Here is a 15086-nt window from a genome sequence, read left to right as displayed (position 1 = left end):
TTTTACCTACTCATTTGGCTAATTTTGGCAAGCAGTTTATCAAGTTCTGTTTGACTGAGTTCTGCTTCGGGAAAATCTGAAGGTGTGTATCCCCCGGCTTCTTGTGATTGACAATGGGCAATTAAGCCGCGCAGTGCTTCTATAAAATGAGCAGCCAAACTTTCAATAGTGCTGGGGTGATGAATGTTCTGGCTATATGTCCAATCCAATCGCAACTGTCCATTAGTAACCATTCCGTCAATTTCTAGTAAATGGCTGCGGCTTCCTTGCAAGCTACGGTTGGGGCCAGTGGTTTGGGCTGCAAGTTTAAAAATAGAAGTATCGGGTAATACTTGGTCAAATTGCCCCAAATAGTTGAATTTCAATTGCGGTTGGGATATAGCTTGAAGGCTGCTATTTTGGCTTAAGTATTTGAAAACACCATAATTTATGCCATTTTGCGGAATATTACGTAACTGCTCTTTAATGCTTTTTAAGGCATCTCCTGGTGAGAAAACATCGCCTAAACTCAACAGAACTGGGAACTGAGTAGTAAACCAGCCGACTGTGCGCGATAAATTAACATCTGGAAAAATGTCTTCCCTTCCGTGACCTTCGAGGGTGAGTAACAGTGAATTATCTCCTGTCCACTGGACGCAAGCTTGAACTAAGGCTGTCAGCAAGACATCATTAACTTGGGTTTGATAAGCCTTTGGTACTTCTTGTAACAGGGCTTGCGTTTCGTCGCTGCTGAGTGAAACTGATACAGTTCCCACAGATGCGACTGTATTTGCATCTTGATAATCTGTTGGCAAGTTAATAACTGATTGCTGAATTTGATTTTGCCAGTATGGGAGTTCTGATTCTAACTTAGAAGACTGAGCATATTCACTTAACTTTTCTGCCCATTGCTTGAAGGCTGTGGTTTTTGCAGGTAGTTGTATTTCCTGACCTTGGCTAAGTTGCTGGTAAGCTGTTTGTAAGTCTTCTAACAAAATTCGCCAAGAGACACCATCAACTACTAAGTGATGAATGATAATTAACAATCGAGGTGGTTTATCTTGGCCAAGGTCAAAATAAGCAATCCGCATTAAAGGGCCATCAGAGAGGTTGAGACTGGCTTGTAACTCAGTAGCAATAGATGTAACGGCTTGCTCTTGTTCTGCTGCTGATTGCCCTGATAAATCTAGTCTGGTAATTGGTACTATCTTGTCAGGTGCAGCATTAATTTGTTGCCAACCATTTTCTGTTAGTTGAAAACGCGATCGCAGTGCATCATGATGTTGTAGTAATTGCTTTACTACTTGTTCTAATATCTGAAAGTCTAGATTTTGCTTTACCTCTAGCAATACTGACTGATTCCAATGGTGAGGATTAGGTAAATTTTGAGCAAAAAACCAATGTTGTATCGGTGTGAGGGGTACTTCTCCAGTAATTAAGCCTGTTTCTGTCTTGATAGGCTGAGTTGTTTGGGCTACTGCTGCTAACTCTGCGATTGTCTGATGTTCAAACAATTGCTTGGGAGTGAGTTGCAAACCTGTCTGATTTGCTTTTGAGATTACCTGAATGCTGAGAATAGAGTCGCCACCTAACTCAAAAAAGTTATCTTCGATGCCTACTTGCTTTAAACCGAGAATTTCTGCCCAAATTTTTGCTAACAGTTCTTCTTGCGGTGTGCGTGGTGCGATATAGGTTTTTTCCAGTTCTGCTGCAAGTTCTGGTGCAGGTAATGCTTGATAATCTACTTTCCCGTTTGTAGTCAAAGGAATCGTATTAAGGATGACAAAGGCAGTCGGCACCATATACTCAGGTAACCTTTTCTGCATAAAGTGCCGCAAGTCACTAGTGGAGGTGTGCAGGGAAACTACATAAGCTACTAAGCGTTCCTCGCGCACAGTAACTACAGCTTGCCTAATGAATGGGTGTTGGCGCAAGATAGCTTCGACTTCTTCTAGTTCGATGCGGAAACCGTGAATTTTTACTTGGCGATCGCAACGTCCTAAAAATTCGATGTTACCATCTGGTAAATAGCGGGCTAAATCACCAGTTTTATATAGACGACTCGCTTCAACCTCACTAAAAGGATTAGGAATAAACCTTTCTTGAGTCAACTCAGGACAGTTGAGATAGCCACGCGCTAAGTTTGCGCCACCTATATACAGTTCCCCTGGCACAAATATAGGAACAGGTTGCAGCTGTTCATCTAGGATATAGATTTGGGTGTTAGCAAGAGGACGACCGATAGGTACTGTTTTTGATTGTGCGGCTTCTTGTTCAACTTTGTATGTCAGTACCCCAACAGTAGCTTCTGTTGGGCCGTAGTGATTTAAAATTTGACAGCTAGGTTTTAGCTGCTGAACTTGCGCTACTAAATCCCAGCTTACAGTTTCACCACCAAGAATCAGTAATTGAGATGGCAGGATTTGTTCAGGGTTAGCAGCAGTTAATAGCGCATTTAAATGAGAAGGAACTATTTTGAGACAGTCGATAGCATGGCGGTGACAATATTCAGCTAATGCCACGGGGTTAGTGGCACATTCTTGAGAAATAATATGCAGACATCCGCCTGTACACAAAGCTGAAAAGATAACGGTGTTACCTAAGTCAGCTGCAAAGGTAGAGACAGTTGCAAAACTTGCAGCATCAGGTAAATCTATTTTCTCTAAAATGCCGTGAAGATAGTTGCATAGTTGGCGATGTTCAACGGCAACGCCTTTTGGTATCCCTGTGGAACCAGAGGTATAGATAACATAAGCTAAGTTTTCGCAGGTGACGCTGCTAAGAGGATTTTCATCAATGGTTTCGGCTTCCCAGTTATCTAAACAAACAACTTGCGCTGTATGTACAGGCAAACTACAAAGTAATGTTTCTTGAGTCAACAAAACTTGTACTTGAGCATCTTGCAACATCAAACTCAAGCGTTCCTTTGGAAGATTTGGATCTAAAGGCAAGTAAGCGCCACCTGCTTTGAGAACTGCCAAAATAGCAATTATTGATAGATGAGATTTTTCTAAACAAATGCCTACCAATACATCAGGTTTGACACCCAAATCCTGAATGTAATTGGCTAATTTATTGGCTCGATTGTTGAGTTCGCTGTAAGTAATTTGTTCATTTTCAAACACTACAGCAATATTGTCTGGTGTCTTAGCTGCTTGTGCTGTAAATAGTTGATGAATGCACAAGTCTGGCTGAAAATTACTCTTAGTAGTTTTATTAAACTCAACTAATACCTGTTGTTTCTGAAATTGATTTAAAATGTTTAGTCTTGAAACTGGTAACTGCGGATACTGACTTATGCTTTCTAACAAAGTCAAAAATTGTTCCGCAAGATATTGAATTCGTTCTGCTGCATAAAAGTTGCCATCGTAGTAAAAATTTATAAATATTTGCTCTTGCTGTTGATAGCAATTAAGTTTAAGTTTAAATTGTTCCAGAACAACGTAATATTGCTCCGCCTCAAATGAGACATCATCAATGACATACTTCTTCGGTAGTTCTGCGAATTCAAACCCTAATGGATAAATAACTTCTCCTAAAGTTTCAGCATAATTAAAATAATCTTGCCATTCAGCAGCCTCAATTACGGAGTTATGAGAGCGTTCGAGAACATCAATAAATTTATCTTGAAATTCAATGTGAATTTTTAGCGGTAAATATTTAACAAATAATCCTAAATAATTAGCTAACTCTTCATATTGCCGCCCATCAAAAGCCTTACCAATAATCAACTCTTGTTGACCTGTAAGTCGCCAGATTAGTACCTGCCAACAAGTTAATAAAATTACCTCTATTGATATATTGTACTGTTGGGATAATGCAAAAATTTTGTTGCTAATATCAAATGCGATCGCATATTTTAAAGACTGACAAGCAAACTGAAGTTTGTCTCTATGATATTGATTTTCATAAGGTGTTGCTAAAGTGGCAAGAACCGAAAAATCTTGATTACTCCAATACTCTTTACCAGCTAATTCATCTTCATCTGCAAGTAATTGATTTTGCCACTCAGAAAATTGTAAGTATTGCAGTACATCATCGTTGGCATTGAATAAATCTTCACTGTTAAGACAAGCAGCATAAGCATGGCTAATTTCTGAAACTAAATTATTGAGCGTTTTAGTATCAGCATTCATCGCGCTTAGACTGAGCAGTAATATATAATTTTGCGCTGATATACTCAGTAAACAAGCTCGGACAATAACATCTCTATTAGGCTGTCTTTCTGCTAAAAAGATTGACTCTATCTTAGCTTCTTGTTCTCTAGAATCGAAAATACTCAAATCTATATAGCACCAGGAAGCATTACAGTCATCAGTTACACACTGTAGTGGTACTTTAAACCCAGGTCTATCATAAAATTTTGTTCGCAGAATATCATGTTTTTTAATAACATTCTCTAACGCCACCTGTAAATATGATTTATTTATATCGCCAAGAATACGAATAGCACATTGAGCTTGATAAGCAAGAGAATCTTTTTGCACTGACCAAAGATGTTTTTGTTGCGGCGAGAGTTTAAAACCCGTGTTAATTATTTGATTTGTCATCAATTTCTCCGAAGCTTTCAGAATAGTTGTTTGCTTAACATCACTAATCTTTAGATTTGTCTACTCTACCAATCCAGATATTTAGGCTAGAGGTTTATACATATCGCCCATCGCCACTAGAATTTTTCGCGACCCGACATAGGGATTACGACTATGGGCAGTTAGCATATTATCCAGCATCACTATATCTCCTTGTTGCCAAGGAAAACTCACTTGTGACTGTTGGTAAATTTCAGTAATTTCTTCAATAATTGACTGTTCTATCGGTGAACCATCACCATAATAAACATTACGCGGCAACTTTTCTTCACCAAATAAGGATAAGAGTGATTTTTGAACAGATGGCTCAAGAAAAGATATGTGATGTAACTGGATTTGATTAAAGAATACCATTTCTTGGGTACGCGGATGCTTAGTAATTGCTTGTCGATAAGAACGAGTTCTTAAATTATTATCCGGTAACCATTCCCAATCAATCCCGCTTTGGTGAGAATAATTTTCTACTACTGCTTTATCTGTAGTTCTAAAGAATTGTTGCCAGCTAACATCTAATCCTTCTATAAAGTTGCGAACATACATGAGTTGTTTTTGCTCAAATCGTTCTCTTAATTGGGGATTAAGTTGCTGATAAATCTTACGACAGTCTACAATTGGTGTTTCCCCTCCTTGCTGTGCTGGCTGTACGCAGAAAAACCAAATTTTTAAAGGCCAAGTTTGTAAATGAGAACTTTCATTATGAAATAATATGGCTTTATCTGCTGGATAAGGTGTCGAACCATAAACTTTACCCCCAACTGCGGCACGTGGTAAATCACCGTAATCTCCAAATAGTTCTAGGCAAATAGATTGAGCAAAATTTTCAAATTCAGTTGCTGAATTGACTGGAAAATTTCTAAATAGAATCCCACCGTGTTGCAGCAATTTATTTTCAATAAATTCCCGATTAGTTGTTGCCCATGCTGCTAGTTCAACATCTTCATTTACAGGCTCGATTACTAAAGGTAATCTTTCATCTGAGTCGAGTAAATACGTTTTAACTAATTCTGCTGGTGATAAGCTTACAGCTTTAGGCTTGATAGTCTTGAATTTTTTAAACTTAGTTTCTTGACGTTGCTTTTGTGCCTCATCTAAATTTTCTTTTTCGGTTTTTGTGAGTATTTCTAAAGAGTTAATTCTAGTATCCGGCTGATTTACAATATTGTTAAGCAATGTCTCAAAATGTCCTGTCATACGAGTGATTGTAGAGGAGTTGAACAGGTCAGTGCTATATTGCCAAGTTCCTATTAATCCTTGTTCTGTTTCTTCAATAAATAAACCTAAATCAAATTTAGTTGTGCCTGTGTCAAATTTTAGGTTACTCAATTTTAACCCAGAAAATTCTAATGCAGGCATGGGAGAATTTTGCAGTACAAATAAAACTTGAAAAAGTGGTGTATGGCTAAGGTTTCTTTCTGGGCGCAAAGACTCTACTAATTTTGCAAAGGGTAAATCTTGATGAGCATAAGCTCCTAATGCAACTTCACGCACTTGTTGTAGTAGTTCTCGGAAAGTGGGATTACCAGAGAAGTTTGTCCTTAAAACTAAGAGGTTAATAAAGAAGCCAATCATTGGTTCAAGTTCGCTGCGGTTACGGTTAGCAACATCAGTGCCAACAACGATATCGTCTTGATTTGTGTATTTGTTTAGTAGTGTTTGGAATGTGGCCAGGAGAGTCATAAATAAGGTGACTCCTTGCTGACGGCTTAAGGTTTTGAGTGCTTGTGATAGCTCAGAGGATAGTGTAAAACTAGTGCTGATACCTTGGAATGTTTGAATTGAGGGTCTTGCCCTATCTATAGGCAAATTTAAGCTAGCAGGAGCGCCATTCAGTTGTTCTTTCCAGTAAGCGAGTTGAGTTTCTAATCCTTCGGTTTGCAACCATTCTCTCTGCCAAATAGCAAAGTCTGCATATTGTATTGGCAGTTTGGGCATTTGAGGTTGTTTACCACTCACAAAGCCTTCATAAAATGTTGCCAATTCCTTCACTAGCACACCCATTGACCAGCCATCAGCGATGATATGGTGCATGGTCAATAACAGAACGTTTTTTGTGTTATTTAATTGCAACAAGGTTACTCGTATTAATGGCCCTGTACCTAAATTAAAGGGTCGTTTGGCTTCTTCTAAGGCCAAGTGTTGCACTTGTGCTTGTTGCTCAGAATCTGCTAAATCACGCAAATCTACTAGTGAGATTGTAATTGTCTGTTGGGGTGTAATTATCTGTATGGGTTCGTGGCTACCCATAACAAAGGTAGTGCGTAAAGCTTCATGACGACGGACAATTTCGTTAAAGCTTTGTTCTAGTGCTGAGATGTTGAGATGACCAGTTAGCTGTAATGCAACTGGGATATTATAAGCGTAGTTGCCAGGTTCTAACTGATCCAGAAACCACAATCGTGCTTGAGCAAAGGATAATGGTATTTCTGTGGGACGAGAAGCAACAGCTAAGGGTTGCAATGGTAAACTTAATTGTGTTTGCTGGATTTTTTGTAGGCGATCGCTAAAACTGGCAATTGTGGGAAACTCAAATAAAGAGAGCAAGCTGATATCTACCTGGAAAGTATCCCGGATTCTAGATATCAATTGGGTTGCAATTAAAGAATCTCCTCCCAATTCAAAGAAGTTATCGTCAATACCCACTTGTTTCCATTTCAAGACTTCTGCCCAGATAGTAGCCAGCATTTCCTCCACCAGATTTCGTGGTGCAGTAAATACCTTAGCTCCAACGGTAGCACTGGTGCGAATATTGCTAACAACTATATCTAGGTTGTTTGCTAAAAATGCTGCCTTGGTTGCACGGCGTTGAATCTTGCCACTAGAGGTTTTACAAATAGTGCCAGGTTTGATTAGAACTACTGCATAGACTTGGATTTCATATTCTTCTGCAACCGCCTGACGTATGTTGCTAATTACTTCCTCATAGTTTGGTTTGGCACGAAATTCTAATTCTTGTACTACTACTAAGCGTTCTTCATTGTCTACCTCAACCGCAAAGGCAGCACAACTACCCAAACGCAAAGAGGGATGACTCCGTTCTGCTGTTAATTCAATATCTTGCGGGTAAAGATTTCGACCACGAATAATAATTAAATCTTTAGCTCTACCTGTAATGAAAACTTCGCCATGATCTAAAAAGCCTAAATCTCCAGTCCGTAAAAATGGCCCCTCTGTTGTATCTGTGAGGTAGGCTTGGAAGGTTTGTTCTGTCTCTAAAGTGCGATGCCAATAACCTTTACCCACACTGGCACTAGATATCCAAATTTCTCCAACTTCATCTGGTTGACACCGGGTACAATTTTCTGGGTGGGCAATGACTATTTGCTGTTCTGGGATACTATAACCGCAACTAACAAAGGTCTGGCTATCTTGATTTGTAATACTTTCACGGATTTGATTTTGGGAAAGTGCAATTTTATCAACAGTTTTGCTACGAGGTATAGATGTCTTAGTAACACCAGAAACCATCAAAGTTGCTTCTGCCATACCATAACAGGGATAAAAGGCTTCTGGACGAAAGCCACACTCTGCAAAGGTGGCTGCAAATCGTTCTAACGTATTATGTCGAATAGGTTCTGCACCATTAAAAGCCACACTCCAACTGCTTAAATTAAGTGTCGCACGTTGTTCAGGTGTAATCTTATCAATGCACAATTCATACGCAAAGTTAGGTGCGCCACTGGTAGTGCCTTGATGGTGGGAAATCGCCTGCAACCAACGATATGGACGCTGTAAAAAAGCAGCGGGAGACATCAATATGCAAGGGAAACCTCCATATAGAGGTTGAAGTATCCCACCAATGAGTCCCATGTCATGGTAAACAGGAAGCCAAGAGACAAATTTGCTCTGTGGTGAATGTTCCATGAATTTATAAGTCACAGCTGCGTTGTGCAGTAGGTTACTGTGACTTAGCATCACTCCTTTGGGTGTTCCTGTAGAACCGGAGGTGTATTGCAAAAATACTAAAGAGTCTTGATTAATAAAGGGTGCTTGCCAAGCAGTTTCTATTCCTGGTTCTAGACTATCAGTAGCTAACCAGTGAAATCTATAATTCTCACCTATCAAAGATTGTACTTTGGGTAAGAGGGTGCTGGTGGTAAGCGCGATCGCTGCCTGTGCATCTGCGATAATAGTTTGAATTCTGGGCGTGTTGCGTTGGTTATGCGGTGGGTAAGCGGGAACTGCTACCACCCCAGCATATAAACAACCAAAAAAACTTGCTAAAAAGTCCAGTCCTGGTGGGTACAGCAGTAATGCCCGTTCGCCAGCCATACCCATTGATTGTAGTTGAGATGCGATCGCCCGCGATCGTCTATCTAGCTCTTGATATGTGAGTGTGATTACCGTATTTTCCCCATCTTGCAAAAAGCTAAAAGCCTCTGTGTTCGGTTGATATTGAGATCTATATTGCAGAATCTCAACCAACGTCGTACAGCTATAGGCAATATCCTTCAAGTCATTAAAAGGTTGAACCATTTTATTCTCAAGAGCTAGATGCCAATCCTAGAACCAATTACAAGCAAACGCAATCACAGCCATCTGATTCTCTATCAATAGCCATCTGCCGCCGATTTATCTGTAAATTATTGCTATTAATTTGCAATTACTTTAATCACACTAATGCAAGTGATTCGATCTTACAACCCCCTAAGGATAATAAATACTTATCATTATTTTGCAATCTTATTGAATTTAAATTGCAAGTATTATTTATATCTTTAGATAGATGTAATTCAAAATTAAATAATTTTATTACCTCTATTTGCCAAATTGTATGGAAAACAGCAAAGTGATAAAAAGAAAGTTTTTGAGCAAGCAGAAAATTTAGCTACTGACGGTAGAGTTTGCTGTCTCTTTAAAATTTGAGAAATATTTGCAAAAGACAATATTCTGACTAGGGCTTTACATATTGAGAGTTACTTGCAATAATTTGACCAAGATTATTGATGACAATGTGTGATTTGCGATTGGGCGTGAAGACAAGAATGAAACTAGAGCTAATACTGCCAAGTTTGTTACTGATAAGTTCTGTTGTTGCGTGGGACACCACTGCTGTTCTGAGTGAAGAGGTCTTAGAAAAAGATACACAGACGAGAGCGAAGCTCAAATCAAGCAGAAAAATCCCCAGATTGAGTGAAATAAAGCATTCCTTTAGGTTAGCTCAGTCTTCAATACCCAGCTCGCAGCCTGTAATTCAAGTTATAGATATTACGGGAGTCAAGATTAATGCCACAGAAACAGGGATAGATTTGATATTAGAGACTACTTCAGGCGAAAAGTTGCAAGTATCACCTCAAACTGATGGCAAAAGTTATATTGCAAACATTTCTAATGCGCGACTGCGCCTTGCTAGTGGTAATCAATTTCGCCAAGAAAAGCCAGCCGCAGGGATTGCAGAGGTAATTGTCATTAATCAAGATGCGAATAGTATCCGGGTGACGTTGATAGGTGAGGCAAGCGTACCAAAGATAGAGCTATTTGATAGTGATGAAGGTTTGATTTTTGGTGTAACATCAGAGGACTCTGCAACACAACCGCAACAGCCACAAACACCATCAGCAAATACACAAACACAACCCACACAGCCATCTTCTGAGCAACCTCCAGAGGCACCATCAGCAACTACCGATGAACCAATTGAATTGGTAGTAACAGGGGAGCAAGATGGATATAGGGCCACAGAATCTTCAACTGCTACCAGAATCGACACACCTATTCGTGATATTCCCCAATCAATACAGGTGGTTCCTCAACAAGTCTTAGAGGATCAAAAAAATGTTCGTCTGATTGATGCACTACGAAATGTTAGTGGTGTTTTTTCCAGTAATAGTTTTGGTGGTACAGTAGATAGTTTTAATATTCGGGGATTTGACAATGCTGCTACACTGCAAAATGGCTTCAAACAAAGCACCGCAAATGGAAATTTCTCGTTACAAGATCCAGCTAATATTCAGCAAGTAGAGGTTTTAAAGGGGCCTGCTTCGGTTTTGTATGGCAATGTTGAACCAGGAGGCGTGGTCAATGTTGTCACGAAGCAACCTTTGGCCGATCCTTTCTATAGTGCAGAGTTCTCCATTGGTAGCTATAGTTTTTATCGTGGTAGCTTTGACTTGTCTGGGCCGTTAACTCCAAATAAAGCCTTGCTCTATCGGCTGAATCTGGCTTATCAAAATGCGGGTAGCTTTCGTGATTTTGTCAATAGTGAGCGATTTTTTGCTGCGCCTGTCTTTGATATTAAGTTAGGCGATCGCACTAATTTATCGATTAACACTAGCTATCTATACGACCAACGCACCGTTGATCGGGGGATAGTTGCGATCGGACGAGGAATTGCTGATATTCCGATTAGCCGCTTTTTAGGTGAGCCTGGTGACTTTAGGCGTAGTGAGCAGTTTGGTATTGGTTATCGTTTAGAACATGAGTTCAACGACAACCTCAAAATCCGTAATGCCTTTCAATTTTTACAAAATAATGAAACAGTATTCAATACGAATGCAACACAGTTAGATGAAGAAACTGGCACATTATTCCGTGATTACTTTGATAGTGCCAATGAGTACACAATATATTCGATGCAAACTGACCTCACAAGTAAATTTAAAACAGGCTCAGTCAATCATCAGCTCTTATTTGGCTTTGATTTACAAAGAAATACGCTTGAAGGTTTCTTTAGAACACCATCTGATGCTTTTGATACCTCTGTGGCAGATCGCCAAACACCAAGCATCAATATTTTTAACCCCAGCTACAATCTACGTCCACCCGATCGTTCAAGCTTCATCTTTCTACGAGATGATTTAACAACAACTGATAGCTTGGGTATTTTCTTACAAGACCAAATTGCCCTGACAGATAATCTCAAACTTTTAGTTGGTGGCCGATTTGATACTCTTAGACAAGAGCGTAATGACAAGCTAGAAAATAGTGAAAGTAGCCAATCAGATGAAGCATTTAGCCCGCGTGTAGGTATTGTATATCAACCTATTCAACCGATTTCACTTTACGCCAGCTACAGCCAATCTTTTGCTCCCAATAGTGGTGTTCGTGTTGATGGCTCATTGCTGGAACCAACGCGCGGAAACCAGTATGAAGTGGGTATTCGAGCCGAATTGAATCCGCGACTTGCTGCTAATCTTGCATTCTACGAAATTACCAAAACTAATATCGCCACTACAGATCCTGTCAATCAGGCATTTAGCATTGCAGTTGGTGAACAACGTAGTCAAGGAATTGAATTTGATATTTCAGGAGAGATTTCCCCAGGATGGAACATAATTGCTTCTTACAGCTATATAAATGCTGAAATTTCTGAGAGCAATGATTTTCCCGTTGGTAACAAAGTTCCTAATGTTCCACACAATAAAGCCAGCCTATGGTCAACCTATGAGTTTCAAAATGGTGGGTTCAAGGGATTCGGTTTAGGAATGGGATTGTTTTATGTAGATGCTCGACAGGGCGATTTAGAAAATAGCTATGAATTACCAAGCTATATCCGCACTGATGCAGCGATTTACTACCGACAAAACAATTGGCGAGCTGCAATTAACTTCCAGAACTTGTTTGATATCAACTATTTTGAAACCAGCGAACTTGGTCGAACAACGGTAATTCCAGGCGCACCACTTACGATTATTGGCTCATTTGCTATTGAGTTTTAATATGAAACTTCGTCATCTGGCTTTCCAGCTACACCGTTATTTAGGATTAGCAGCTGGACTAGTTATCATGGTTGTTGGCTTAACAGGTAGCTTGTTGGTTTTTGAAGAAGAAATTAGCCATTTTCTGCTGGAACTTCAGTTTGGAAAGATAGTTCCTCAACAACAACAGGTATCAGTTATCTCTGTTATCGATCGGGTGAAAGCAGCTTATCCCGATCCCAACCTGAATTTTAGTTTCTTGGGATTACCCCAAGAACCTGACGAGGCTATACACATTGAGCTGCAATCTCCAAACAAACCGACATTAGAGGTAATTGTTAATCCATACACAGGTAAAATTCTAGGCGATCGCCTTCGTGAATATGCCATCATGAGCGTAATTTACAATCTCCACTATTCCTTGCTAGCAGGTGATACTGGGATTGCGATCGCTGGTATTGCTGCGCTTTTACTATTCATACTCTGCATTACAGGAATCTTCTTATGGCCGGGTTGGCGAAAGCTAATTCCAGGCTTCAAAATCAAATGGAATGCACATATCAAACGTACCAATTTTGATATCCATAAAGTAGCGGGAATTATCACAGCCGTATTTCTAGCACTAACTGCTTTCACTGGATTTTGCTGGAATTTTTACACTTACGCTGAACCTGTAATTTATGCTGTTACTTTTTCGCCTAAACCTGTAGAACCTCTATCCAAACTTATACCTGGTAAATCGCCAATAGCTTTAGCAGAAATTTTGCAACGTGCTGATGCTGCTTTACCAGGCGCTGCAATCACTTATATCGGTTTCCCAACTAGTCCAGAGGCTGTATTTATGGTGGGAAAAAAATTTCCAGAAGAAAAAGAAGTTTGGCGTAGCCGAGTGTATTTAGACCAATATACAGGGGAAGTGTTGCACGTTCGTAATTCGCGATCGCTTCCTGTTGGTGAAGAAGTAGTAGATGCTTTTAACCCTCTGCACTACGGTACTTTTGGCGGATTACCAACTCGTATTCTTTATATTTTTGTTGGTTTTGCTCCCACTATTTTGTTTGTCACTGGTTTTGTGATGTGGCGTTATCGTTATCGGTCAAAATTATCTAGCTCTTACCAAGCTACTAATGCAGATTTTAGAGCTTAAATATTTTTTTTAATTTGTGATCTAACAGTAGCAAGACAAAGAATAACACCAATTTGAGCTTTAAGCCCAACTACAGTTCCATGTATCACTATGCCGTCCTGAACAATGTACCACCAACTGCGTAGACCGCATTAAATCCGATTCTTTCTGCCCAAAGTGCCGCATCAGCTTGTTTGGCTCGTAACCGCATACTTGTTACAACTAAATCATCACCAATCTCATATTCACCTGTCTCAACATTGATTGAGATAATTTTGCCAATATTCTCTGGTGTTTCTACTTGAGCGCGAATACTGTTTTCATAGAGTTCTTTCCCGCGTCTGGTAATTTCTTCATCACTAAGTTTAGGGTAGGACATATCAACAATCTTCTCTGTCTAAGTCCGTGGACTTTCATCATTATTGTAAAATACAAGACTTACCGCTTCGCTTATCTAGCGCTCTTTAATCACTCTCGCGAGACAAAAATCTACAACCCTTATTATGCCCGACTTTTATAAATTTAGGCGTAGGTTGGGTTGAGGAACGAAACTCAACACCCAAAAACCTTGATATAGTTGGGTTTCACTGCGTTCAAACGCCACTTCACTCAAGTCGGGAAACCCGCCCACGTGAGTGGCTCCCCAACCTACTTACCGCTTCGCTTATCTAGCTCAATAGTAAATGATACTGCGATCGCTCATCGTGGTTATAAGACTTATTGTTACAACAGAGCGACGTATTGGCATCACAGGCCGATCCCGAAACCCGCATGATTCAAGTCAGCGAGTATTCGGAAATACCCGATGAAAGCGATCGCGCTCACCAATACACCCGCTTAGTGAAGTTGTATGTCGCTAACGAAGCAATCACAAGATTTCTACGATTGCTTCCCTACCCTACTCTTCGAGAACGGCTTCGACGAACGGGAACGCTTTCAGCGCTAAGCGTTGGCGCAGCCTCTCGTAGAGAAGCTATGCCGTTCGCGCAGCGTCTCCGCTAGGAGAAGGCTTTACGGTCGCAATGACGGTTATTTGAACAGACATGATCAGCTAATAATCATTAAAATTGCATCTTTGCGTCTCCCTTTCTCCGCGTCGCCGCGTCTTTCTGAGGCTAAGGATTCTGCAACTTAAAGGCGGGTTAGCTTATTATAAGGGCGTAGACGCGGAGCCGCTTGTCATTAGACATTGCTAACTTGCTCGAAACGCGATCGCCCTAATTAATTAACTTGTAACCATCACCGATTTTTTGCGGCTGGGACGCTTGCGGTCTGATTTTTTCTTCAATCCTACTGATTGAGCTTGATCGCTATCTGAGCCATATTGCCCGCGTACAACTTCTTTCATCGCTAATATTGCATTATGGAATTGCCATTCTGCTAATCTTGCAGCATCAGCAGCAGCACGGTATGAAGCTAGTTTCTCAGTTTCTGCTTGTTGCTGCGCTAACATCGCTTGATAAGCTTGCTGTATGTTTGCAACAGAAGCATCAGCACGGGATGTGTCATAAGTGCTGATGGTTTGTAAACCGTGCAATGAGTCAACATCTTGACTAATGACTAGAGGACGCAAACGATTTGTTGTATTTTGAAGAACCATAGATAGTTACGTAGTAAACTATATATTTAATGTGCCCATTACAACAAAAAAAATAGCAGTAAGATAAAATATTCACAGGACTTACGCAAGCAAAATTTGTCATTGCGACCGGAACGTAGTGTAGGGAAGCAATCCCAGAATTTCAGGCGATTACGTCG

General features: G+C 40.1%; 7 protein-coding genes. 3 read left to right on the top strand and 4 right to left on the bottom strand.

Annotated features, from left to right (window positions below):
* Positions 1–2: 2 nt before the first annotated feature.
* Positions 3–4529 (bottom strand): non-ribosomal peptide synthetase, encoded by a 4527-nt coding sequence (locus BV375_RS21775; protein WP_086764141.1) that lies wholly within the window; start codon positions 4527–4529, stop codon positions 3–5.
* A gap of 81 nt (positions 4530–4610) precedes the next feature.
* Positions 4611–9041 (bottom strand): condensation domain-containing protein, encoded by a 4431-nt coding sequence (locus tag BV375_RS21770; RefSeq protein ID WP_166507500.1) that lies wholly within the window; start codon positions 9039–9041, stop codon positions 4611–4613.
* 509 nt (positions 9042–9550) lie between these two features.
* Here BV375_RS21770 and BV375_RS21765 point away from each other — a divergent pair.
* Together BV375_RS21765 and BV375_RS21760 are read left to right on the top strand one after the other, a co-directional pair.
* Positions 9551–12223 carry a TonB-dependent receptor gene (locus BV375_RS21765; protein WP_086764139.1) on the top strand — a complete coding sequence of 891 codons (2673 nt, stop codon included), beginning with the start codon at positions 9551–9553 and terminating at the stop codon, positions 12221–12223.
* Between the two features lies 1 nt (position 12224).
* Positions 12225–13349, top strand: a complete 1125-nt coding sequence (locus BV375_RS21760) for a PepSY-associated TM helix domain-containing protein (RefSeq protein ID WP_086764137.1) — start codon at positions 12225–12227, stop codon at positions 13347–13349.
* A gap of 88 nt (positions 13350–13437) precedes the next feature.
* Here BV375_RS21760 and BV375_RS21755 read toward each other — a convergent pair whose 3' ends face one another.
* Complete coding sequence (locus tag BV375_RS21755; protein ID WP_086764135.1) at positions 13438–13707, bottom strand: hypothetical protein; 270 nt, start codon at positions 13705–13707, stop codon at positions 13438–13440.
* 341 nt (positions 13708–14048) lie between these two features.
* Between BV375_RS21755 and BV375_RS36140 the strand changes: the two genes are divergently transcribed.
* Positions 14049–14330 (top strand): hypothetical protein, encoded by a 282-nt coding sequence (locus BV375_RS36140; protein ID WP_143842156.1) that lies wholly within the window; start codon positions 14049–14051, stop codon positions 14328–14330.
* A gap of 223 nt (positions 14331–14553) precedes the next feature.
* Here the strand turns inward: BV375_RS36140 and BV375_RS21750 are convergent, their stop codons facing one another.
* Positions 14554–14928, bottom strand: coding sequence for a hypothetical protein (locus BV375_RS21750; protein ID WP_086764133.1), 375 nt, complete (start codon positions 14926–14928; stop codon positions 14554–14556).
* Between the last annotated feature and the right edge of the window lie 158 nt (positions 14929–15086).

It is taken from the genome of Nostoc sp. 106C, assembly GCF_002154725.1.
In the GTDB taxonomy this organism is placed as follows: Bacteria; Cyanobacteriota; Cyanobacteriia; order Cyanobacteriales; family Nostocaceae; genus Aulosira.
Note: the sequence above shows the minus strand (reverse complement) of the source record. Positions and strands in the feature narration are given on the sequence as shown.